The organism is Corynebacterium freiburgense (assembly GCF_030408815.1).
Lineage (GTDB): Bacteria > Actinomycetota > Actinomycetes > Mycobacteriales > Mycobacteriaceae > Corynebacterium > Corynebacterium freiburgense.
Genome location: NZ_CP047355.1, coordinates 1078267 through 1104004, shown reverse-complemented (window position 1 = coordinate 1104004; position 25738 = coordinate 1078267). Strand labels below are relative to the sequence as shown.

At 49.1% G+C, this 25738-nt stretch carries 15 protein-coding genes; 10 read left to right on the top strand and 5 right to left on the bottom strand.

The window, feature by feature from the left end; genetic code table 11:
• Window positions 1–32: 32 nt before the first annotated feature.
• A complete protein-coding gene (locus tag CFREI_RS05005) occupies window positions 33–833 on the bottom strand; it encodes an SWIM zinc finger family protein (RefSeq protein ID WP_027013321.1) in 801 nt (266 codons plus the stop codon).
• On the bottom strand, window positions 830–3952 hold the full coding sequence (locus CFREI_RS05000) for a DEAD/DEAH box helicase (RefSeq protein WP_027013322.1): 3123 nt from the start codon (window positions 3950–3952) through the stop codon (window positions 830–832). The genes CFREI_RS05005 and CFREI_RS05000 overlap by 4 nt, the downstream gene beginning before the upstream one ends.
• Before the next feature lie 150 nt (window positions 3953–4102).
• Here CFREI_RS05000 and putP point away from each other — a divergent pair, with 150 nt between their 5' ends.
• The 3 genes from putP to CFREI_RS04985 are packed head-to-tail and all read left to right on the top strand — an operon-like array spanning window position 4103 to window position 6818.
• Window positions 4103–5608, top strand: coding sequence for a sodium/proline symporter PutP (putP, locus tag CFREI_RS04995; RefSeq protein ID WP_027013323.1), 1506 nt, complete (start codon window positions 4103–4105; stop codon window positions 5606–5608).
• Window positions 5609–5668: 60 nt separating this feature from the next.
• Window positions 5669–6331 (top strand): HNH endonuclease family protein, encoded by a 663-nt coding sequence (locus CFREI_RS04990; RefSeq protein ID WP_084170828.1) that lies wholly within the window; start codon window positions 5669–5671, stop codon window positions 6329–6331.
• A gap of 16 nt (window positions 6332–6347) precedes the next feature.
• Complete coding sequence (locus tag CFREI_RS04985) at window positions 6348–6818, top strand: hypothetical protein (RefSeq protein WP_027013324.1); 471 nt, start codon at window positions 6348–6350, stop codon at window positions 6816–6818.
• Here CFREI_RS04985 and CFREI_RS04980 read toward each other — a convergent pair.
• Together CFREI_RS04980 and CFREI_RS04975 are read right to left on the bottom strand one after the other, a co-directional pair.
• Window positions 6790–8268: a heparan-alpha-glucosaminide N-acetyltransferase domain-containing protein gene (locus CFREI_RS04980; protein WP_051256069.1), complete on the bottom strand. Its 1479-nt coding sequence runs from the start codon at window positions 8266–8268 to the stop codon at window positions 6790–6792. The genes CFREI_RS04985 and CFREI_RS04980 overlap by 29 nt on opposite strands.
• Window positions 8262–12257, bottom strand: coding sequence for a Pls/PosA family non-ribosomal peptide synthetase (locus CFREI_RS04975; protein WP_051256092.1), 3996 nt, complete (start codon window positions 12255–12257; stop codon window positions 8262–8264). Before CFREI_RS04975 ends, CFREI_RS04980 begins: the two co-directional genes overlap by 7 nt.
• 149 nt (window positions 12258–12406) lie before the next feature.
• Between CFREI_RS04975 and CFREI_RS04970 the strand changes: the two genes are divergently transcribed.
• Window positions 12407–13495 carry an alpha/beta hydrolase family protein gene (locus CFREI_RS04970; RefSeq protein WP_027013326.1) on the top strand — a complete coding sequence of 363 codons (1089 nt, stop codon included), beginning with the start codon at window positions 12407–12409 and terminating at the stop codon, window positions 13493–13495.
• 262 nt (window positions 13496–13757) lie between these two features.
• Window positions 13758–15209 carry a hypothetical protein gene (locus CFREI_RS04965; protein WP_156907802.1) on the top strand — a complete coding sequence of 484 codons (1452 nt, stop codon included), beginning with the start codon at window positions 13758–13760 and terminating at the stop codon, window positions 15207–15209.
• A gap of 628 nt (window positions 15210–15837) precedes the next feature.
• On the opposite strand, the gene CFREI_RS04960 is transcribed toward CFREI_RS04965, so the two are convergent.
• A complete protein-coding gene (locus tag CFREI_RS04960) occupies window positions 15838–17892 on the bottom strand; it encodes a DEAD/DEAH box helicase (protein ID WP_027013329.1) in 2055 nt (684 codons plus the stop codon).
• Window positions 17893–18194: 302 nt separating this feature from the next.
• Between CFREI_RS04960 and CFREI_RS04955 the strand changes: the two genes are divergently transcribed.
• Genes CFREI_RS04955 through CFREI_RS04935 form a run of 5 tightly spaced genes read left to right on the top strand, consistent with a single transcriptional unit; the run spans window position 18195 to window position 25639 of the window.
• Window positions 18195–20954, top strand: a complete 2760-nt coding sequence (locus CFREI_RS04955; protein ID WP_051256070.1) for a Z1 domain-containing protein — start codon at window positions 18195–18197, stop codon at window positions 20952–20954.
• Window positions 20941–21915, top strand: coding sequence for a PD-(D/E)XK motif protein (locus tag CFREI_RS04950; RefSeq protein ID WP_027013330.1), 975 nt, complete (start codon window positions 20941–20943; stop codon window positions 21913–21915). The genes CFREI_RS04955 and CFREI_RS04950 overlap by 14 nt, the downstream gene beginning before the upstream one ends.
• Before the next feature lie 6 nt (window positions 21916–21921).
• On the top strand, window positions 21922–23925 hold the full coding sequence (locus tag CFREI_RS04945) for a hypothetical protein (protein ID WP_027013331.1): 2004 nt from the start codon (window positions 21922–21924) through the stop codon (window positions 23923–23925).
• Complete coding sequence (locus tag CFREI_RS04940) at window positions 23925–24854, top strand: hypothetical protein (RefSeq protein WP_027013332.1); 930 nt, start codon at window positions 23925–23927, stop codon at window positions 24852–24854. The genes CFREI_RS04945 and CFREI_RS04940 overlap by 1 nt, the downstream gene beginning before the upstream one ends.
• Entirely contained in the window at window positions 24851–25639 is a 789-nt protein-coding gene (locus CFREI_RS04935; RefSeq protein WP_027013333.1) for a DUF6339 family protein, read from the top strand. Before CFREI_RS04940 ends, CFREI_RS04935 begins: the two co-directional genes overlap by 4 nt.
• Window positions 25640–25738 lie beyond the last annotated feature (99 nt).

Below are 25738 nucleotides of genomic sequence, written 5' to 3'. Positions count from 1 at the left end.
TTTGCATCCACAGCCTAATTTTGGGGTATGTATTACTCCCGGGTGAGGATCTCATACATGTCTTCAATATCGGCGACACCTCGCAATTCATCCACAGTGGTGTAGGAAATATGCCGAAAAGCTTTCCGCAGAGCATCTAAATCTGAATCATCAATCGCAGGAATTACCTCAGGATCTGGAAGCTCAGGCAATGGCTTACCACTCCAGAACATCGAACTATCTATAGTGCTTTTCTTTGCGGAAACCTCAGCCACTTGGCCAATGGCACGCTCGATATCTTGAAGATCCATGCCTCGTAGAGCAAAGATTCTTTCTGGGCTTTGTTCAATATAGTCCGCCGCAACCTGCGCCACCGCAATGGTGTGCTTGCACACCGTGGAATAGTCCGGGCAATCACAATAAGCAACGATCTCATTTGCTTGCTCCGCCAGGAGTGACCGCACTAATGCGTCAGGCAGTTTTCCTTGCCGAATCAGTTTTATCGCTTGTGGAAGTTCGGTAATAAGGTGGAAAAACTTTGTAATATCGTCGGCGCCTCGATGCGGCAGAATAATGGCAACATCAAATGGTTCGTTTTGTGAACCAGCAACACTACCGACAATGCGGCCTTTGAGAAAGCTCAACTCAACAACATTGCCGGAGCGCGCATACTTAAGCCCCCGCGAAACCCTCCCAGCATCTGCTTGCCCAGACAAGGCTTCCAAAAGGAAGCGCGCGGCAAAGCACCGCTTGTCCGAGATGTCCGTGCTGGATGCTTTTGGCTTTTCCACTTTGGTTACTCGACCAAAGTTAGCGTAAATAACATTGTCTACTACTGTGCGTTTGCCATTCACTGCACTTCCTCCCTTCCGCGGTAGCTCATGAGTTGCGCCAGTTCAGCAGGGCTTAGTTCCGTAATCCAGCCTTCGCCTTCGCCAATTACTTGGCCGGCGAGCCGAAGCTTACCTTCCAAAATATCCTGGATTGATTCCTCCAATGTTCCAATTGAAATCATTTTGTATACGCGCACATCTTTGCGCTGACCGATCCGAAATGCTCGGTCGGTTGCTTGGTTTTCCACGGCAGGGTTCCACCACCGGTCCATGTGCACCACCACATTCGCCGCTGTGAGATTGACTCCAGTGCCACCTGCCCGCAAGGAAAGCAACATAACAGGTGGTCCTTGATTACTATTGAATTCCTCAATCATACGATCTCGGCGGTTTTTAGAAACCTGGCCGTGAAGGAATGGCACTTGCGCACCAAGACGCTGCTCTAAGTGTTTTTGCAAGAGCAGGCCGAAAGCACGGTATTGGGTAAACACAAGCACCCGTTCTTGTTGTTCAAGTGCTTCATCCAGAATTCGCATAAGCTCCGCAATTTTCCCAGATCGATGCCTCCCACGGTCAACAAGGCTGGAATCATCTCCCAGATAATGTGCGGGGTGATTGCATATCTGTTTGATTTTGGTAATCGTGGCCAGGATTAAGCCTTTGCGCATTGCCCCTTCACGAGCAGCCAATTGCCCTTCGATATCTTCGACTAGAGCTTTATATAGAGCTGCTTGCTCTTCGGTGAGGTGTACGCGCAGAATGTGCTCATTTTTGTCTGGAAGATCATCAATAATGCTCGGGTCAGTTTTCAATCTGCGGAGGATAAACGGTGCGGTAAGTTGTCTGAGTCTAGCCGCCGCATCTTCGTCTTCTTCGCGCTCAATTGGTTTGGCAAAGTGATTTCGGAAAAAAGATGCATTACCTAAAATTCCGGGATTACAAAAATCCAGTATGGAGCGCAACTCCGAAAGGCGATTTTCAATTGGGGTACCGGTCAATGCAATCCGCTGACGTGCTGGCAGGCTTCGGGCCGCGCGTGCAGCCATTGTTGAAGAATTTTTAATATGCTGTGCTTCATCCAAAATGACGTGATCCCAATCAACTTTGCCAAGTAAGGAGAACTCCCTGGTTAAAACTCCATAGCTGGTAACAATAAGATCAGCGTTATTCACTTGCTGGATGAATTCATTATCTTGTTTTCTATCTGCTCCATAATGCACAGCTACCCGTAGTTCTGGGGTAAATTTTTGGGCTTCACGAACCCAGTTTCCTACAACGGAAGTTGGGCACACGACCAAAGTGGGGCCACGATCGGAAGATTCCTTTTCCACCTGCAATAAGGTGAGTATTTGCAGCGTTTTACCTAAGCCCATATCGTCGGCAAGAATTGCACCAAGGTTTTGGTTGCTCATCCAAACAAGCCAGTCCACACCACGGCGTTGATAGTGACGTAGCGTTGCATGCACATGCTCCGGGATTTCAATACGCTCTGGTGCTGGCACAACGTGCTCATCTTCTAAACCACCAGCCAAAGCAAGATGCCACGTACTTCCGGTAAAGTCCATCGGCATAGTTTCCGCATGAGTCATGGAAATTTCGCGGAGTTCGGCTAGGGTGATTTCACCAAATGCGGCATATTGATCCTCAAGGGCCTTCCGCTTCTGGTCGAGCTCTCGTTCCAGCTCTGGAACATTTGGGCGCTCTAGCTTTCGGGCAAGTTCCAATTCTTGCGCCAAGTTTTCAATTTCTTTTTCCAATCGCGCACGCGAAGTTTTGGCCAGCTCTTCCATATACCGAGTGACTTTGCGTAATGAATCGGTGTCGGCCATAACCCATTCATCTCGGAGTTTTACCAACCCACTTTTTGTAGCAATGAGTTGTTGCATTTCGGCATTTGAGAGTTCGACGCCCCCAATACTCATGCGCCAATTAAAGTTTACGACCTGCTCAAAACCCACTTTTACCTTGGTAGATCCTAGAACAGGATCGTTGGAAGGCTCAATATGAATACCAGCATCTAAAGAGTAGTTTGCCCATGATTTCGGCAGCATTACCAGAAATCCTTGAGCTCGTAATCGTGGGACATCGTTGCTTAAAAAGACCAGTAGTTCATCGGTGCTTAGATGCACATCCCAATCGCCGTCATCATCGTTTTGGGCAGCGCCGATAAGGGTTAGTGCATGTTCGCGTTGAGTTTCAAGTCCTTCCAATTGTGGTCGCTCTATCCGTAGCAGGTTCGAAATTTCAACGAGTTGTTCATGCTGCTGACGGAGTTGACGAAAAACCTCAGGATCGAATGCTAAATGATGAATAGGTAAAGGACTACCAGCACCGATTCGAGCACGAACCCTAATAGTCCAAATATCAAGTTCTTTAAGCTCGTGTTGTTCGGGGGATTCAACAATCACTACCAATTCGGTATGTTGCTGAGTTATTGAGTCTTTCCAATGGTTAATCGCATGCACGAATTTTGCACTACCTTTTCGCAGCGGTTGGCTACTTAAAAGGGCGCGCGAAAATTCGTGCCGAGCGCCATATAATGGGGCGTCGACAAGCTCCTGCAACAGTGCATTTGCAATCCAATGCGGAAGCTCTTCGGCCATGTCATACGCAATAGATGTACCACAATTAATACTGAGTACACCGGGGAGTGCATTGACCATTGCTGCTAACCAAGAGTATTCCCCGCGACCTTCTGCAAGTTGCCATTGCGGCCACCATTGGCCTTCATTCCAACGCACGCGCAGCATGACTCTCCCGGCGCGTACATACCGTTCCAATCCCCCATAAAGGCGGATTAGCCACAGAAGATCCGCAGAAATTGTTTCGCGTTGTTGTTTGGTTACTGCGGGCGAAACTTCTGTAAGTACTGATAATTGGCCCAGGACCTGCACTGCTTGCTCGGGTGTAAAAACCGCAGTGGGCATGGTTAACTCGATGAGTTTCCCCTTTGGCGTCTGCAATTTCGCACGCACAAGATTTCTAAAAGGCTTATTCCGCAAAAAAGCATCGATAAGCGGCGGAAATGTACCTTCCGGAACCTCTGCAGCAGACACAATTTTGTGCCCTTCAACCTGCTCAATCCAAAGGTGCAGGCCGCTATCTCGCCGCCATAAACCATGGACTAAATGCGTAACCATGTCTTCTTTTGTACCAGCCCACCCATAACACCCCCGTTACTTAAAGATTGTCTGATTCTCTAGCCAAACCTATGTGAGGCAAGATACATTTAGGCGGCTAAGGATACTTCATTCACATACACACTCATTCCCTTATACAAGGAGGACCGGTTGACGCAGCATACCTGGTTCATCGTAGCCATTGTCATCTACATGTTGGTGATGTTAGCAATCGGCTACTGGAGTTACCGTCAAACAGACGAATACGACGATTACATGCTCGCTGGCCGTGATCTTAACCCCTTTGTAGCAGCACTTTCTGCGGGCGCATCCGATATGTCCGGATGGCTTCTTATGGGCTTGCCGGGCGCACTTTTTGTAACCGGGTTTTCCGAACTATGGATTGCAGTCGGATTGCTTATTGGTTGTTGGGCAAACTGGAAGTGGGTGGCGCCAAGGCTGCGTTCTTACACCGAAATCGCCGAAAATTCCCTTACGCTTCCCTCCTTTATGGAAAACCGTCTCCACGATCGCTCCCGCGCACTACGCATTATTTCGTCAGTAGTGATCTTGGTGTTCTTTACTTTCTATGTTTCCTCTGGCATGGTTTCCGGCGGTAAATATTTCGAATCCACATTTAATGGTTCATATATCGACGGCATGCTCATTGTGGCAGCAGTGACGGTTGCCTACACCTTTATCGGAGGATTCCTTGCGGTGTCATACACCGACGCAGTACAGGGCATGATTATGTTCCTTTCACTGCTTATTGTTCCCCTAATGGCATGGATCTCACTCGATGATCCATCGTCGATTTGGACATGGGCTTCGTCAAATCCCTATGGGCCCCATCCCGAAGGCAACCCAAACTATTTCTCAATGATTTCGGGCGTTTCCTTAATGGTCATTATTTCGAATATGGCATGGGGACTTGGTTACTTTGGCCAACCACACATTATTGTGCGTTTTATGGCATTGCGCAGCCCACAAGAAGCACGCCGAGGAAGCATTATTGGCGTTGGCTGGATGTTCTTCTGTATCGCTGGAGCCGCCGCTGTAGCGCTTGTTGGAACCGCGTTTTTTGGGCAAAATGCGGAATATTCGGTTACCGACCAAAAATCCTTTGAAACAATCTTCCTTGATATGGGCCGCATCCTATTCCACCCACTGATTGCGGGCCTGGTATTGACCGCTGTGCTTGCAGCAATCATGTCCACGATTTCTTCACAGCTTCTGGTAGTTTCCTCCGCGCTCGTGGAGGACCTCTACACCATTGTAGTAAAGAAAAAGCCGAGCAGCCAGATATTAATTAACCTTTCCCGCACCGCCGTAGTCATGGTAGCGATTGTTGCAGCCATGCTCGCACTCAACCCCAATGATTCGATCCTAGGTTTAGTTGCATTTGCATGGGCCGGCTTTGGCTCCGCATTCGGACCACTAGTAATTGCCTCCCTCTACTGGCGACGCCTTAATACCAATGGTGCCATCGCAGGAATGGTTACTGGTGCGCTTGTATCCTTCTTCTGGGGACAATCCGCACTTGGCGACATTATGTATGAAATCGTCCCAGGGTTTGTGTGTGCAACAATTGCAATGGTTGCGGTTTCCTTGGCAACTAAACCACCCACTCAGCAAATCACCGAAGAATTCGATAAAGCTGCAGAACTCGCAAGGTAAAGATTTTTAATATCTCTTCTGCATAGGAACCATACAAGTGCCTCGTCACGTCATATGTGTATGAGGCACCTTCCTTTTGGTCGAATACTTATAGTTTTCACCGTTGTTGTTGCGTGCAGTTCATTAAGCCGCGACCCTGGCCCCACTATTCCGCTCCGGGTATTACTCCAACAAATACACACTGTGCCACAGCGTGCGAGCGTGCTCGGCTATCAGCGTGAAGCATTCGGCCCAGGATGGGAATCTAAAGGCCGGGGTTGCACTACCCGTGATATTGCCCTCCAGCAGGCACTCGGGGGCGTCGATAAGCATCAGTGCCCAATACGGCAAGGCACCGGCATTGACCCTTATTCTGGCATAACCATTGGAGTGACCACCGGCGCCGATATCGAACTTGACCATGTTTTTCCATTACGAGCAGCGTGGGATATGGGCGCGCATAATTGGAGCCTTAACCAGCGAAAAAACTTTGCAAACGATCCCCGTAATCTTATTGTTGCTAGCAAAAAGACCAATCAAGATAAATCTGATTCGCTGCCTTCTGAATGGATGCCACCGAAGCAAAATGCCCACTGTTGGTATGCACGGCGAGTGGCAGAAGTCACCGTCACCTGGCAGCTCGCCCTAACGCCCCATGATGTCGCCACCATGAAAAACGCATGCATTTTTCGCGAATCTATTCCCCTACCACTAAAGTGGCCCGTTGAACCTCACCGATTTTGAAAGGTACCAGCCTCAAGTGGACCAAATCATGTTTATTCTGCATGTACTTGCAGCAATCCTGTTCCTCGGCCCCGTAACAGTAGCGACCTCCACATTCCAAGTACGTGCACTCGAAGCACATAACGGTAACGACGCCGCGCGCGGCTCGGCCACCGTATTGCACAAGATCAGCAATACTTACGGTTTGCTTTCACTTCTTGTCCCCTTACTTGGGTTTGGTGTGCTGTTTTCGAATATGGCATACCTTAAAGAAGGCCGTATGCATGCCTCAATCACCATCACTATTATTGCGTGGGCCCTGTTGTTCTTCCTGATCCTACCCAAGCAAAAGAAAATGATGGCAGCTCTCGGGCTACTCGATAAAGAAGACATGCCTGACCAACCAGTTGAAATTGCGGACTGGGGTAAAGCAAAAAGCCAGCTCGCAATGTTCAGCGGTATTTTCGCGGCGCTTTGGGTTATTGTTGCCGTTTTAATGATGGTTTAGGCCCAGCAGCATTTTGTGAATTTTGCTCGGGACTAAGTAAAACAGCCCAGCGTTCAGGCTTCTGCGGCTGCTCAGAACCGCGGCGCCGCCTACGGCGTGGACGCTGGTACAACCTCCATTCCCCGGCACTTTCGCCAGGGTCAGCTTCAGTTCGGCGAATTGGCACCATCGATTTTGCCAGCGACTTCGCCGCATAGGATTGCATTTTTTCGAGCGGTCCTTGGCCGACCGCCTCACGCCAGAACACTCCAAGCGCCATAGCAAAAACAATCTGCACAATGCACCAAGAGATTGGATACTTGGAAACATCCACCAATGTTAAAAACAGCAAATGCAGTGTGTAGATAGTCAGTGTCATTGATCCGGCCCGTTCAAAGGGCACAAGCAGTAATTTCACTGCGCGTTCTGCAAGCAGAAAAAATGCCAATGCAAATGCTGCAAGTGAGCCAGAAAACACGATTGATGCAATGGTGTTTAGGTGTGGGCCATCTGCCACTTGCCACCACAGCGTTGTGGAGGGAACTTCACCACCTAAAACCAGCGAATCCATAACATAATCCGGTGTCATTCCCGGTGTGGCCGCAACAATGCGATCGAAACCACGAAATGTTTTGAGCAGCATATCCGAGGTTAATGCAGTCATTGCTGCAGTAATCCCGCTAAAAATAGCGACTTTAATCTGGATTTCTATTTTCATTAGATCCAGCCGCCCAATGGCCATGCCCAATAAGATAAACGCAATCCAAGTAATCGCCGGATACACACCAGTAAAGATCATTGTCATTGCAAAGGTGAATGGATCAATGAGCATGTCAATATAATTGGTGGCACTTTGCATTTCCAGCACCGACTCTGGGCGCTCAGCATACTGCTCCATCCCCATAACGATGTAGCGCAATAATGGACCAGCAATAGCCATACCGGCCGCCCAGATAAACAGCGTCCGAGCACGGAATCCTAAAAATGGAATTGCAAATAAAAAGAAAAACCCATAATACGGCAAAATATTAAACACCGTCAGTGGGAAAAAATTCAGACTTGTACCTAGGACAATTACAATTAATGCGCGAAAAAATACATTCCAACGATCTTGGCGCAATCTCCGTCCGGTATGCACATTCTGAAAACCACTAATAATTGCCAAGGATAATCCAGCAAGCGTGGCAAAGAGCGCTGCCGCATGACCCGCTAATAATTCATACGCCAAGGTCACCGATTGAGTATTGCTATCCCAGGCAGGAAGTGTATGCACGCCCATCATGCCAAATACGGCAAACCCACGGGCGGCATCAATACCGCGAATACGACGACGAGTTGCTGGCGCATTTGGCTGCTCTACTGGTTCACCACCATTCCAGATTTCCCGTGGCTCCCGCGGCCCTGGTTGTGGCCGAGCACCAATAGGAATATCGCCTTCTGGAACCAGTGGAATATTCTCAGGTGTTAACACAATGATGCCTCCTGACCGTGTGAACTAGACACTGGAGCCTCTACCTTTAAAGGTGCAACTGATTGAGCTGGGCGGACAGGATTCCCTTCCCAAATACTATCGGGCGGAATTTGGTCCTGCCGCAAAATCAAGGATGCTGGACCAATAGTGGAACGATCACCAATCACTGAACCTGGAAGCACGAAACTCGAAGGTCCAAGTGTTGCGCCCTCACCTACCACTACCGGTTCCAGTGACATTACCCGGTCGTGGAAAAGGTGTGTTTGAATCACCGCACCACTATTAACGGTGGAATTCTTTTTAAGCTCAATAAGATCAAACTCTGGAAGCCACCAAGTGTCACACCAGACATCTTTTCCTATTTTCGCGCCCATACACCGGGCCCAAAGATTGAAAAATGGCGTACCCAAACTTAAAAAGACCATTGTTGGAACAGCCAAATATTCATTGAAATTATCGGAAAGTTCGTTCCGCCATACAAATGATGAATGCAATTCTTTATTGCCAGGGCGGAATTTACCTACAATAAGCCACTTAACAATCACTGGGATATACGCAGACACAGAATATGCGAGAAGCACAATAGGGCCAGAAGCAGCAATAGCGAACAGTAGGCCGCGCAGCCCCCTGCCCATCTCCATATAAATTCCGGTCATACAAAAAATAATTGCAAGGTCAATCCAGAAAGAAATAAACAGTGGCAGAACCCGCAAAGATTCTACAAACGCGCGTGCCATGCGCAAGCGTATTGGCGGGCGGAATGTTCGCTCAGAATCCGCACCCAGCTTTTGCCTCGGTATTGAGCTTGCAGTACGGCCCAACCATGAAGATCCGGAAGAAGGGTGGTACGGGGCGGTAGATAATACCGCTAGCAGGGAACCATTTGGCATGTCTCGATCAATCCCCACAATGGCGGAATTTCCCACAAAACTTTGTTTGCCCACCGTTGAAGAACCAATATGTACCCATCCATTACCAAAACGCGGCGGAGAAGCCATGGCGTCATCCGCCAAAAAAGACCCATCTTCAATCCGTGTTAAGTGTGGAATAACAACGACTGTTGAAATTTCCACGTTTTTGCCTACCGTGGCCCCACACATACGCATCCACGCCGGTGTAAGCCAGGAAGCATAAATAAAATAGAAGGACTCAAGCGATTGAGCCATTAAACTCGTGGTAAGCCAAAGTGCCCAAGCTGTAAACGATTTCTGTGGATAGAACCCAGGTTGAATAACCACAGATAGAAGGCGAACCAAGCCAGCTATAAAACACAGCCACACGATTTGCTGCATAAGGACAAGCGGGATTGTCCACACAGCTAACTCCCAAAACACGTCCTGGTAAGACTGCATTTTCAAAATACCTGATTGTGTAGAAAACCAAGCTGCCCCCGGAATAAATGCAATAAGCGGCATAAAGTTCACTAAAAACATGCCCACTGAATACAGGGCCAAAGCCTCATACTTATACATAATTCCGAGATGTTGTTGCTCTTGCGGATTTTCTAATGGCCAATTCTGATTGGCGGAACCAATTTCCCGCATTGGCGCGCCGTCGTACATTTTGCCAGATTTAGCCACACCTTTTACATGTGTCCCAGGGAGGATTTCGGCGCCAGCACCAATGACCGCATTCGGCGAAACTGTAGAACGCATTCCGATGCGCGCATTATTGCCAACATTAATTGCACCTACATAAACATTGCTACCTTCAATCCAGTATCCGGTCATTTCAACTTCATTTTCAATGGAAACATTGTTACCAATGACCGTTAAACCAGTGACTGATAGTCCGGAATTAATCGCTGAACCAATACCAATTTTATTTCCAAATAGTCGGTACAACATTGGCGCATATGGAGTTCCATTCATCGCATCATGATGCTGATAGTTTACAAAACGCTCAGCAGCCCAAATACGTAAATGTTCTTTGCCGCCGCGTTTGTATACTCCTGGCTTAAGGTTGTAGTTGAGCGCTCGTACAACCATGGCGGAAATCATCATTTTCCCAAAAGGCGTATAGAACACAAGCCACGCAATAAACAATGGAATAAATGGCGGCCTAGTAACCCAAGCCGCATTGCCAGCAACCGATAAAATCCAAACAACCAATAAAGCACTTATTGAATATCGAATTCCCGTATATACGTTAATTGCAAAAATCCAAAGAGCTTGGAATAGTTTCCCAAATTTTGGCAATGGTTCCGGCATTGCTCGCTGCTCCGTTGTCCCACCAAGAGAAGCTAAATAAGACCCCATTGATTCCAAAGTTGGGTTTTTATAAAGCTCCCCGATATCGGCAGTAGGATACGTTTTACGCAATTCAGCAGCGAGTTTAGCAACGGCTACAGAAGACCCACCAAGGTCGAAAAAATTAGATGAATTATTGAGTGGAATCGGCCCAAGTTGATCTTTCCAAGCCTGCGCCAAATAGCGCAGATTTTCTGGAATATCCGAGTCTTCATCTTCACCGGCATCTGGCAATGGCCAAGGCAGTGCTTTTCGGTCAACTTTTCCAGAAGTCTTAGTTGGCATCTCTTCCAAAACACACAACACCGGGACGATACCCCCAGGCATCGTGGCCGCAAGTTCAGTGCGACATTGGGCAAGATCAATCGTTGTATTTTCTTCCGCAACAAGATACCCAACCAACACATCAGATCCAGCAGCAGTGGAATGCTTTTGCGCGGCCCCTATGCGCACATTTGTGCAAGCGGTGAGCTTGTCATCGATTTCCCCGAGCTCGAGGCGTCGTCCAGCAAACTTAATCTGATCATCCGCGCGACCCGCAAATACCAAACCTTCGCGTTCGGCCTTCACAAGATCACCCGTTCGATAAGCTCGTGACCAATTCATTGCGGGAAGGGGCGCATAAACCTGTGCATCTTTTTCCGGATCCAAGTACCGGCCCAGACCAACTCCGCCAATAATGAGCTGCCCAGTTTCGCCCCACTCAACCACTTCTTCTTGTTCATTCACCACAACTAATTGCCACCCTGGAACCGGACGTCCAATTCGAACTGGCGGTTCAGGAGTTACAAGATGACCGGAGGCAATGACAGTAGCTTCTGTGGGCCCGTATGTATTCCAAATTTCCCGACCAGGAGCATATAAGCGGTCAATAAGATCCTGAGGAAGTGCTTCACCCCCAAAAATGAGCAAACGGATTTTCGTAAGGTCTTCCACTGCCCAAAATGCGGCAAGAGTAGGAACAGTGGAAATCGCTGTAATCTCCTTTTGCACCAACCAACGCCCCAGAACATCACCAGATCGGACGGTATCGCGGTGCGCCGCAACCAGTGTGGCACCAGTCCGCCAAGCCAACCACATTTCCTCGCACGAAGCATCGAAAGCGACGGAAAGTCCGGCCATAACGCGATCGCTAGGACCTAACGGATCTTCCAACAAATACATCCGCTGTTCCGCATCGACAAGGGCTGCGGCAGCACGATGTGTAATCGCAACGCCTTTCGGTTTACCTGTTGAGCCTGAGGTAAAAATAATCCACGCATCATCTTCAAGGGTTGGCGCATTAAACTTATCGACGCCCCATTCGCGCGGTGGCGCCATGGGCGTTATTGATAACCCCTCCCCATAGACCGCAGCAACCTGGGCTTCCTCCCAAACTGTTTTGGCACGAGAATCCGGATCATCCCAATCAACGGGAACATATGCGGCTCCCGCAAAAATCGTCGATAGGATCGCAATATATAGGTCTGTACTCCCCGAAGGGACCCTAATACCTATCCGATCTCCGCGCCCAATGCCTAACTCGTGCAAGCGTTCGACCTCATGGGAGATTCGTAGCTCAACTTCCTGATACGTCAAAGCTTCAGTATCAGATTCAATACCAACGATATTTGGATGATTGGAAAAAGTTGTACATGCAATATCTACAAGTGTGCGCGGCTCCGGTTCGGCCTCCACACCAAAAATAGCCAATTGGCTATGATCAGGGATCGCGGCATAGGAAAACCCGCCTGATGACATCAAGACAACCTCATTTTCTTCAAGCACGATCAAAAATTAAAAAATATTAATATACCTGTAGAGTAAATAGATTTAACGTAGATTTTGGCTAATTGCACTGCTATAGTATAGCTAAAATACAGCCCTGGCAATAAGGAATGGGGGAAGGTGTGGAAAACACTCGATTGGCAGTATATCGAGCACTCGGGTTAGTACTTCTTCTTATACTCTTCCTACTTGCTGGCGCATATTTATTCTCGGAAAAAAATGATGGTGCCAACTTCAATGCTGCAGCTCCTTGCACTCAATGGGGTTTGGATAGCGACGACCCCCGCGCCCGACCCGGCAATTTAGCTTCGGAGGACCACCCCGCGATAGCTACAAAACCTGACGACGTACAACTCAATCAACATTTTGAGGCCGAGGGCGTGAAGGGGCGATACCACCTTTTTGCACGTAATATCGACTACTCCAAGCCTGTGGGCATCCTTATTCGCCTTCATGGAGATGGAGGCTTTGAATACTCGTACCCAAACAATTTGCCGAATTGCCTAGCTTCTGTTGCAGCCTCCTACAACATGATCATGCTTCAACCTGAAGCCCCCATGACTTCCAACAGCGATAAAGAACTCACCTGGTGGAAAGATATCCCCACGAAACGAAAATGGGTACTTTCACTAATCACCGAAAAGATTGAATCCATAAAGAATATTGATCGGACCAATATTTGGTGGATGGGATATTCAGGAGGTGCCGAATTTATTTCTTATGGAATTCTTAATCATCGAACTGATTTAGTTACTGGTGGCACCATAATGGTGGGCGGCGGTGGGGCCCCTCAAGAAACTCAATTGCGAGACCTTTATGACGAGCAGCGAATGCATGTTCCCCACTACTGGGTGGTAGGCACCAAAGACGACGGCACCGATCCGAAAACCCCCTTCAATGCTCGGCGCGCCGCGGCTAAAGGTGAAGAATTCTATCGTTCACATGGCTTTAGCCAAACACTTCGCACAGAGCTAGAGAACATAAACCACCTTAACTTGCCACAAGCAGCCGTGCTGGACAGCGCGCTCGAAGGAACCCTTGAGGCAAAAACATTCCCATTTCCAGAGGGCGACAACCCCCATGCACCCAGACCCGCTCCCGACATTGATCTATCCCAGTTTTTCGACAACACGGAGTCCCCAGAACTCAGTATTCAAGACAATTCCAATGAGCATCGCAAGAATCGTATGCAGTCACACGTCCGTGAATAATTACTCAATAATTAACTTAAATCACACTGGATTCAATTTTCTCAAATGTAACTCAAACACACTTGACTAACATAACTTGCATGAAATTTGTAGGTTTGTTCGATAATGAAACCAGCCCCAGGGGGCACCCTTTCGGGGGCGAGAATAGTATGATAAGCGACTAACGATGCTGGTCATTTCTTAGATAAATACCTAAGCAAAAATCAAAGTTAACTTAAATTCACATAAGCGTGTACCTTGCCGTTAGGTTAGCGTTCACTAAGTGAGCGTTTTCATACATTTCTCCCCTAGCCTTGGAGCACTCCTCGTGAAAAAGACCTATAGAATTCCCGCCGCTGCACTTGCTACTTCAATGGCCCTCAGTGGCCTGGTCGCAGTTTCCCCGGAATTTTTGCCGGCAGTAAGCCATGTTTCCCTAGCGCAAGCTCGTGCTCAGAACGATGATACGGTTCCGGATATCTACAACATTCAGAAGGCTCCGGATGCCGATAAATACGCCAATGAAATCAACACATATCTGCGGGTTTCTAAGGCTCGACATCTTTACCACACCGCTTCTTCTATTCAAAAATACGATGATTATGTCAATGCAACACGAGACATGCGCAACGCTGCTGATTATTCAGAAGCGGCTTGCTACGCCGCAAAGGGTCGCGTAGCGCTTGCCATACTCAAGGCTGAAGGCAACGAGGAAGCCCGCAAAATCGATATTTCCAAAGTTGGCTTTAATCCAGACACTACCGATAAAGCCACAACGATTTTGGGTACCGCTACCGAATACGCTCGCAAAAAGGCCTTTTCCTCAGACGCCGATGCAAGTGACTGGAACCTGCGCCACAAATTCTTCAACGAGGGCTATGGGCGTATCAAGGACATCAATGATCTCCTCAAGCAAGGCAAAACCGATCCTACTGAAATTGATGCATTCTCCATCATCGATTGGACCATCCGAGCCGACTTTATTGCCCAAGCCGAACTGAAGGTCGAATACACTTTAGCCTCATTGCCTGGGATCAAAGTGTATGGCCCAACCACTCTTGAGCAACTTAATGTCGAAGCCGCCAAGACAGCTGCTCGCGAAACTGAAAAAGCTTTGGAAGCCGAATTCGGCCCAATCAATACCGCACCAGCACCAGCGGATCCAACCACCACCCAACCAGCACCAGCGGACCCTGGCGCTGCGGATTCAGCTGAAAAGAGCGCTGAAGAGGCCAAAAAAGCCGCAGAGGCTGCACAAAAAGCCGCCGATGAGGCAAAAGCTAGCGCTGATGCTGCGAAAAAAGATGCAGGGAAAGCAGCTGAGGTAGAAGCGGCTGTTCAGAAGGCAACTGAAGCTGCTAAAAAAGCCGAAGAAGCTGCTGCCCGATCGGAAGCAGCTGCGAAGAAAAGCGAAGAGGCTTCAAAGCAGGCAGAAGCTGATCGTATGAAAGCTGAGGAAGCCTCGAAGAAAGCAGAAGCTGATCTGAAGTCTGCCCAAGAAGCAAGGACCGCTGCAGAGGCTGCACAAAAAGCAGCCGAAGCTGCCAAGAAAGCCGCTGAGGACGCACTTAAGAAACCGCAAAGCAGCAAGCCCACCACAGATAAGAAGGAAGAGCCTAAAAAGGAAGAACCAAAGCGTAATGGGTTCTATAGCTTCTTAGAGAACATTTTGAGCTTCTCCACAATTGGTGTACTGCTAATTACTATTTTGAAGAGCCTTGGCTTTTTAGGCTAATAACGCCCGTACATCCGTATATATGCTGAAAGCTGTCTTGGTGGATTTATAACCAAATCCACCAAGACAGCTTATGTTTTACCTGATGTTAACGTGGCGTATATCCTGCCGCGCTAAGTCTTGAAATATGTGTGAACATCCCTCGCAATAATGCAATGACTATTGCGAGGGATCCCGCTTTTCTAGGCCCAATTCCCAAATACGCGGTACCACCAGCATAACTCAACAACTTCACATCAACAACATAAATAACTCTGTCACCTTTAATCACTCTCTTATCGCAGGTATACAGCTTTTTCATACCCCCTACCATGCACCCCCGGAGTTGATAAGAAGCAACTGTGCAAACAGGGCCTATATCTTGATATCAACTAGCAGTTAGCACATATGCCTCTAGTTAATCTACAAGAAATATCTGAAAGATCAAATTATCGCGCGCAATCTTTGACTGTTTGAGGTGGCCCTACCCCTACGTCATACCTGCCCCCCAAAGCTCTATTTTCGAGAGCCCCAATTGAATGGGTAACTGGCACCCAGAAATGAGAGACCGCCAGGTGCATGCCCATTCCTGGGCGTTTACACCTGGCGGTAAATTTAAGCGAGCGTTGTAGCCGCCTAATATTATGGTTTAGTCTTCACCACCATGGTGGCGATGACCTTGGCTGCCGCGATCTCCACGATCACGGTGGCGGAAACTGCGGTCTTCACGGTTGTAATCACGCTTGCGGAAGTTTCCACGATCGCGGTCACGGAACCCATCGCGTCCGTCGCGACCACGGCCACCTCGTTCGCCACGTCCACCACGGAATCCACGATCGTTGTCGCGATCGAATCGGCCACCTTTACGGTGGAAGGCTGGACGACCCTTTGGTGCACCTGGATCGGGCTCAATATGGATAAGTTGTCCGGAGATCCTGGTGTCCTCGAGCGCATCAAAGACTTCTTGTGGAAGGTCTTTTGGAAGCTCTACAAGTGTGTGATCTACAGCAATGCTAATGCGGCCGAAGTCACGTGAATTGAGGCCACCTTCATTAGCAAGCGCACCAACAATTGCACCTGGACGTACATGTTGGCGTTTGCCTACCGCGAGCCGATAAACGGTCATTTCCTTACCGGAGCGGTCGAAGCGGTCGCCACCACGATCTCGGTCAAAGCGATCTCCCCGATCCCGTTCAAAACGGTCCCGGTCACGTCCTCGGCGTTCGCCACGGTCGCGGCGTCGTTCTGGTGGTGGTTCCTTCATAAGGAATTCATTGCCGGCTTGGGCTTGCGTTGCCAATGCGGCTGCAATGTCTTCCAAAGGAACATCGTGTTCTTCCGAATATGCCTTTACAAGGTTTCGGAATACTGCAAGTTGGTTATCTTCGAGTGACTCCGTAATGGCATCCGCAAACTTGGCTTTGCGGGAGTCATTAACCTCGTCGACCGTCGGTAAATCCATTTCCACGAGTTTCGCATTTGTCGCACGTTCAATTGAGCGCAACATACGACGTTCGCGTGGGGTCACAAAAAGGATTGCTTCACCGGTGCGGCCCGCGCGGCCGGTTCGGCCAATGCGGTGAACATAGGATTCCGTGTCGTGTGGAATATCGTAGTTCAATACGTGGCTAATACGTTCTACGTCTAGGCCGCGCGCGGCAACATCAGTTGCTACCAGAATGTCTAAACGACCATCTTTGAGCTGATCAACAGTACGTTCGCGCTGGGCTTGGGCGATATCGCCATTAATGGCGGCTGCTGAGAAGCCACGGGCACGGAGCTTTTCGGCCAATTCTTCGGTTTCGTGCTTGGTGCGCACGAACATAATCATGGCCTCAAATTCAGTAACTTCAAGAATGCGGGTAAGGGCATCAAGTTTATTGCGGTGAGCTACTGAAAGGTACCGCTGTGAAATATTTGTATTTGTGCGGGTTTCGCTTTTAACGGTGATTTCTACCGGGTCAGTCAGGTACTGCTTAGACAGACGCCGAATTCCATTTGGCATAGTGGCAGAAAACAGCGCAACTTGTTTTTCATCCGGGGTATCGGCGAGGATGCGTTCCACATCTTCTTGGAAACCCATATTCAACATTTCATCGGCTTCATCAAGCACTAAGAAGCGCAGACCGGAAATATCTAGTGAGCCTTTTTCAAGGTGGTCGATAACACGACCAGGTGTTCCAACAACAATATGGGCACCGCGACGGAGACCCGAAAGTTGAATGCCATATGCTTGGCCGCCGTAAATCGGCAACACGTTCAATCGGCCAAGGTGATCGGCAAAAGATTGGAACGAGTCAGCTACTTGTAGCGCCAGTTCGCGTGTGGGGGCCAACACGAGAGCTTGCGGCGCACGTACCGCGGCGTCGATACGCGCGAGGATAGGAAGAGCGAACGCGGCGGTTTTACCCGTACCGGTCTGCGCCAAACCTACAACATCGCGGCCCTGCATCAGCACCGGGATAGTTTGAGATTGGATAGGGGACGGAGTTTCGAAGCCCACCTTCTGGATTGCGGAAAGAACTTCCGAGGGAAGACCCAGGTTTTCGAAACCTTGCGTGGAGCCGGTGTCCTCAGAAGTATTCGCATCCCTGATGTCTTCGGCAGCGTCAACTGCCCCATCCTGCGAAGTTTCCTGAGATTCCGACAAAATGACGTTGTCCGGCTCTTCTACGCCGCCGGTGACGTTATCGGTAATGCTCATTGCACGTCCACGTTACGCTATTGCACAACTAATCGTAAAACCAGTGTGACCAGCATCCTAACGTGACACAAAATGGCGAAACGCCACTCTTCATAAATGCATACGCTTATCGACGCCCGAAAAAATAACTGTTGTACACAAAGTCACGGTTCGGGGGTATCAACGTGGGTAGCCTTATCAAGGGCTTTTACATCAATTTCCGAGTATGCACCCAGCAAAGGGGCCTTAAGGATAATCTAAGTTGATCTTAAAAGGACACATGAATCCAAAAATACTCTTGGGGACGCAAAGGAAAACCGCGGATGGCCAACGAAAATGATCCAATTAATGATGAAGATCTTCGTGAATACTGCGAGAATATCCAACTCTTTATCAAAGGCGGATTAACCGTTGATGCAGCCGTAGCAAGACTGCAACGAATATATGGACCCAATCCCGAGCTGTCAGCAGCGGAAACCCTTGTCAAGCGGATGTTGAACCAGCATGGACTTGACGGTGACCTAAGCAAATTCATTACCCTCGTCGAAGAACGAGAAGAAGGTTCATCTTGGTATGTCGGACCAGACCTAAATATCGACACATACTGGCCGCCGGTTCGATTAAATGTATCTAAGGCTATCGGACAGGCTGTCGAATCAGTGGACAAAAGTTCTACAGCGATAATTCAATCGTTACGTCCGGCAAACGGTTCTGAATTTTTCAACCTTAAAGGCCTCGTGGTCGGATATGTGCAAAGCGGCAAAACTACGAATTTCATGTCTGTAATTGCCAAAGCAGCAGATGTTGGATATCGCCTTATTATTGTGCTTACGGGTATGACCGAAAACCTTCGAGTACAAACCCAGGCCAGGCTCGAGCAACAACTCATCCTCAATGACCACGGCAAATGGCACCGCCTCACAACCATTGACCACGATTTTTGGGGCGACGATAACCCGCAGCGTCTGAAAGATCCTGATACACGCTTCATAGCGGTCGTGAAGAAAAACACCACACGCCTCAAGGCACTAAACCGATGGATCGCTCAGGCCGGAATGCTCGGCGATAGTTGCCCAATTCTTGTGATCGATGACGAAGCAGACCAAGCAAGCATCGATGTTTCGCCACGGGCTAAAGGGCGCCGCTCTGCGATTAACCAACAGATCAGTGACCTCCTCGCCCACCGGAAAACTGTCTACATCGGCTATACCGCGACGCCATTCGCAAATGTATTGATTAACCCGAATAAGACTGACGATCTTTACCCGTCAAATTTCATCCACGTTCTCCCTGAGCCAGATGGATATTTTGGGGCTGAAGCGCTGTTTGGTAGAGATCCACTCGATGGTGAAGAGCGCTCTGAAATTCATGGTAGCGGCCACGACATGATCCGAATCATCGCTGATTCGGAAGTAGAGAAAATCAAGCCACCAACTAGCCGTAAAGCATCCCAGGATTGGTCCGCCGAAATTGGATTCGGCTTACGGGACGCAATCCGTTGGTTTATCATGGCGACCGCCGCACGCTGGATTCGCGGTGATAAAAATAAACACTCGTCAATGCTGGTGCACACTTCGATGCTTACAGAGCATCACTTGAATCTTGAGTACCTAATTACACAAGAAATCAATGAACTACGCTCCACAATTACTGCCAATAATATCCCCCCGGAATGGCTTGAACAGTGGGAAAGCGAGACCTCAGCAGTTACTGCCAGTGAATTCGATTTAGAACCTGTATCTTTCAACGAGATCAAGCCACGAATTCCAGAAGTTTTATCAAAGATTCGCGTCATCGTTGACAATGCGGAATCTGACGACCGGCTTATTTATACTGATGAAGAACCAGAAACAGTCATTGCAATTGGCGGTAACACACTTTCCCGCGGATTAACGCTTGAGGGATTAATCTCGTCGTACTTCGTACGGCAAGCCAGTGCCTTTGACACCTTATTACAGATGGGTCGCTGGTTTGGATTCCGTAATGGCTACCAAGATCTCCCACGTATTTGGATGCCCGCTGAACTCGCTTTGTGGTTCCGTGATTTGGCTTTAATTGAAACCGATCTTCGCCAGGAACTTGCCGTCTATGCGCGTGAAGGCTCGACCCCGATTCAAGTTCAAGCGAAAATCCGTAAACATCCCGCAATGATGATTACTGCACGAGCCAAAATGCAAGATTCTATCAATATGACCGCAAGCTTTTCTGGGCAACAAGTCCAGACAGTCCGATTCAAAGCTGGCGACAAAGAATGGCTGCAAAATAATCTCGACGCTACTTGGAATTTTGTTGAGTCTTTACAAAGCCACAATGTAATGCAAGAAAAGCTCGATAACGGAACGACCGTTTTCCGCAGTGCACCCACCGAAACCGTGCTTAAGTTCTTAAGTGAGTATGAATTTGATGACGATTTCCGATTAGGTTCACGTCGTGGTGCGCTAATTCGCGATTACATTCAAAACGAATTAAATGCCAAAACTCTAGGAAAATGGAATATTTCTTTCTTCGGGTTGGCAAGCGAAGCACAAGGCACTCGCGAAGTGGGACCGGGTCTTTTTGTACATAAAGTCCGACGTTCAAAACTTAAGAATGAGACCACAACAGATGCTCAAATTCGAGCACTGGCTCCTCCGCTGCATCGGTTAAACGATTTACCAGTTGATAATGAGACCCGACATCAGATCATCGCTGACGTCACCTCCAAAGTAAAGGAAAATCCCACAAGGCGTGACGCAGTAATTCGAGCCACTCATGACGATTATGCGGGTATTGGTACAGCCCACCTAGCCATTTACGTCATCAATAAAGATTCCAAAGCGCCAAATCCCCCAGCAACACCAAAACCTCTTTCACGACACTCAATTTCATTCGAGCGCGTTGATCTTAACGCAGTAGATGACGTTATCGGAATTGCAATCTTCTTCCCGACCTCTGCGAACCGCGAATCGGGTGTTGAGTATGTTTCTGCAGTAGAACCAGATGCCCAGATTTTGGAAGCCTATGAGGCTTTGGATGATGAGTATGCGAGCGCGGAAGCCAGTGATGGCAAGAAACTCGAGGATGAGTCTAGTGATCGAGCCTAAACCCATTCCGTCAGCGGAGCTTTTTCAAGCGCTGTTTGAGCGTGCGAGCTCTGGGGAGCGTTCTCCTTTTGCGCGGCTTATTATCCCTACTGGTGTAATTAGCGCACTCGGGCGGATATCAGCGTTTATCAATGATGAACGCTGCATTGGTTTGCAGATTCCAATGGATGAAGAAGTAGCCAGGAAATTCACCACAGATACTCGGAGCCCGAGTTTAACGCTTAGCCGTGATGAATACCGCAATCAGCCTTGCGCGTTATTAACGTTAAAGCAGCCTGCATTGCGCAGTGTGTTTGAAGTGTTTTGTGACGATTTTTTAGACAAGGCCGTAACAAATCCTGATCAGGCTGCGCTCACGGCGTCGGCATTGTTAAAGCGCTGGCGGGATCTTTTATCGCGGGCGACTACCAAGGTTTTGACCCCAGAGGAAGAAACTGGGCTCATTGCAGAATTGGAGTTGCTGGAGCAGCTATTAGAAGAGCGTGGGGAAATCGCTTTTTTGCGGTGGACCGGCTCAGATAAAGCCAGACACGATTTTCGCTTCGACGATTTAAGTATTGAATGTAAAGCGACTACCAACCGGAACGGCTTGTTTGTAGAAATTCATGGCGATGAGCAGTTAACACCAACCACTGATATCCCGCTTCGGCTCGTTGTGCGAAAATACGAGGCGACCCCTACCGGGGAAGTCACACTTCCTGGGATTGTGGATCGGATTGTGAAGCATCCACATGTTTCGGGGCCAGAGTTATTAAACCAACTCGCCGAGATTGGATATCTGCATACCGAAGAAACAAAGAACGAACTCAGACGATACAGATTCTGTGAGCAACACACATTTGATGTTGTGAACGAGTTCCCTAGGTTACTTCGTGTCGGAGCATCCGATCGAATCCAAAATATTAAATACACCATCGACCTCTCCTCCCCCTCCGAAATCCCCGGATATAGGAACGACTAGGAAAACATGCTTAACGTCTTTCACCACAAGGAACCTTTCGGTGATTCCGGAAGCACGTACGGTACTTCAACGAAAAAGGCACTTGGGCGTCCAAATTTGCATCGCTGGGAGATGTTCACCCGCGAAACTTTGCAGAATAGCTGGGATGCTCGGGACGTCGGTAGTCATACAGATGGAGTTACCTTCGCCATCGACTATGACATTCTTAATGAAGCAGCCGTCAAACAGCTCCGGGACTTCTTCGGCGAAGACCTCACCGGCGTTGAAGATTCACTTGGGGCTTTCCTCCAAAAAGATGAACTTCCGCTGATTGTTGTGTCTGACTGCGGCACCGGCGGTTTACAGGGCCCTACCTCCGCCGCAACCTATGTTGACTGCAAAGACGACTTTGTGTCATTTGTGCGAAATATCGGGCGGAGTTCAGATAAGGCCGTAGGCGGTGGAACATACGGTTTTGGCAAAGGCGTATTCTTCGATGCCAGCAAGATCAATACCGTATTGGTGTATACCCGCACTCGCAATGAGGAAGGCAAGCGAGTAAACCGCTTTATTGCCATGGCAATTAGCGAGGCCTTCCATATCGATGAGCTGAACTTTACCGGCCGTCACTGGTGGGGTGTGCAGGCAGACGGTATTGCTGGCGCGGACTTCGCCGAACCATTTACTGGCGACGATGCCGATCAGCTAGCAGCAGCGTTTGGTATGGATCGTTATTTTAATGAGCACCAGCAAACTGGTACTTCTATTGCCGTACTGGATCCGGCATTTGAGGCCCCCGAGGATTCCGATATGGATTCCAGCGCTGTGGCCGCGTTTAGCATGAATAATATTGCAAAAGCCCTGACAAAATGGGCTTGGCCACATATGGTTGTGCAACACAAGAATATGGACCCGATTTCATTCTTTGTAACCGATCGAGGCACTCCAGTTACCATTCCGGATCCAGATAAAGATCCTGGTCTTACCCATATTGTTCGCGCCTATAAGGAATTGGTAAAGCATCCTGAGCCGGAATTCCATGAGGTTTCTGATGATTGGTCCGGTAGTTCCCGGTATCGCATTCGGGATATTGCTTCAAAGCGCCCTGCCGAATACCTTGGCAAATTATGCCTCTATCGCTTGTCACGTATTCCGGAATCCAGCGAAATTACCGATAAAGTGTATGACCGCCATATCGCATTAATGCGTGGTCCTCGTATGGTTGTTGATTATTGGCAGGGCCCCAAGGGTGCGGTCGGTTCCGGGTATGGCGGGGTGTTTGTCGCGGCGTCGAAACTCGATGCGATTTTTGCCGCAAGCGAGCCGCCAGCCCACGATGAATGGAACCCGAAAACCGTTGACCTTTCAGACCCACGGTATTTCCAACCAGGCAAAACCACGCCGCGCCGCACAAACCCAGTCAAGGTAGCATTCGACCGTCTGCGCGACCATATCAAAGAGCTCACCCCCAGCCCGGTCAAGGTTGTACGATCCGTATCCAGCCCCGCGATTGTAAAGCTCTCCCAAGACCTTGGAAAGATTCTTTCCGACGGCACCGGGGGCCGAACCCCAAAGGTAAAGTCACCGTCCGCCACAAATCGCTCAGTAAAGAAAACCCCACGAGCAGGCATTACCACGTCCGCAAACTTTGAAACGATGGAAGCTACTACTCGTGGCATTGTGGCGGTTTTTAAAGTCAATGCCAAACTTAGTAAAGCAGCATCACTCACAGGTGCGACGCTGTCCGTGCATCCAGTTTCAGTTGTGGATGGAAAACGCTATACCAGGCGTGAACAGGGCATTTCCTTAGCTGTCCCGTTGGGATGGATTGATCCCTATGATCCGACCTTGGATTGGGAATCATTGGCGGCGAAAGCCGAAGCCCCAGAAATCACAGATGTCCAGATTACTGACGATAGTTGGGAAGGCTATATTGCACTTCTCCAACCAGATAACACCGCAATTATGCTCAATATCGGCACCGAAGTACACACCACCCTACTTCGACGTGACGAGCAGGAGGAAGACTAATGGCAAATCGCATCAGCCTTGGATTCCGCCAACCTTCGGCGGATTCAATCCGACTCGTCGACTACGAAATCCTTGTCGATGATGAACCCGTTGCCTATACCGAAGACGGTCCCGAAAGCACCTGGACCTACGAAACCCCCGTTGAAGCAACTATCACTATCGACGCCGATCTCCCCCGTGTACTTAAAGAAGCCGGTCTCCCCGATGATGACCCGCTCACTGACACTCCAGCTGCTCGTATTGGCGCCGCAATTGTGTGGAAATCCTCAAAAACCGGGCGGCATAATGCTACCGAAGTTCAAGAAGTTGTCAATGGCAAACAAACCCTCAAGGTCAAACTGCCAGGCACAGAACTCGGCGGCACCGTAAGCTTCCGTATTTCCGTAGTACTGCTTGAAAACCCCCGGGCAAACGAACCAACACTCGCGCCGAAATACCCAGGCAGTCGGCTTTGGGAGGCAACTGTTTCTGTAAACCTTGACAGCCCGGAAACTCAGTTCCCATTAAGTGCTGTCAATTTTAAAGAAGCCCGCATCGAACCGACCACCGCAATGTGGCGCCTTGAGGTTGACCGACATCTCCACCGCCACGCAAGCGCCGCAATTCGCCTCCTGCTTAATAACGCCCACCCCCGCGTAGAAAACTACCTAGCTGACCCACAGTCCTTGGACAGTAAAGACTTCCGAGCTTTTCTTAATTCAGATGTAGTAGGCCAGCTTATCGTTCACACCTTGTTGTTCGAACCCGATGAACTCGACCCGGAAATTATCGAACACGGAACTCTCGCAGAAAAGCTCGTATCCATACACACCGCGATCTTCGGTGAGCAAACCCTGCAAGAAACCAAAAACATCTACGAACAAACCCCTGGCGAAATCCACGCCCGAATCCAGGCATACTTCTTCCACTCTCAAAAGAGCAAGAAATGAATAAACCCAACGACGCATACTTTTACTACAAGCTTCTCGACCGCCCCCACGCCGTTGAGCTCGCCCGTCAAGCTATTTCAAAATCAATAGCACGCCTCCAAGAAAATAACGACGTCGCGCACCCTCTGGCGCACTTCGACGGCATCTGCTCCAACCCCGTCTCCGACGAGTACCTGCTAAAACTCCGCGATGGTGTCCGCCAAATTGCCCATAAACACGGGTATCCCAAAGGCGGCGATAAACAATCCATGAGCATATTCGACTATGAAGTAGGCAACTACCTCTATGAAAATATGCACCTCCTACCAACCCAAGCAGCCGACGAACTCGTCTGGAACTACTTCACACTTGTACTCCTCCCAGACGTAGCAAAATGGCGCTATCCCAATAAATCCCGAAACCCCGAATATGACGCATGGCTAGGCAAAAACCGTCGCAATATCTTCCGACGTGCCTGGTGGCGAAGCTTTACCTTCGGCTCAGAAATCAACGCAGTCCTCGGCGACAATGAATGCGCCTCAATCCTCGACCGCACAACCTTCGGAGGCAACCCTCGCATTGCCCAAGCCATTGCCAAGGAACACATCTCCCGATTCTCCGAATACGCCAATAACCCCTACTCACGCGTAGACAACCTCAATAACGTCATGGTGCACTTCGGCCGCTGGTCCGAAATCATCGACTTTGACACCCTCAACGACCAGCAACTTGAACAGCGAGTCAAAGAAATCTTCACCAAATACCTTGACTCAGTGGCCACCGAATCAACGGCTACAGAAGACTAGGGCTAGATAACGGTGGGCTTAACGAGCTAAGCTCCTCGATACAACGACCCCCAGCACAACCACACCCAAATCTGGTTGATCTGGGGGTTTTACCATTCT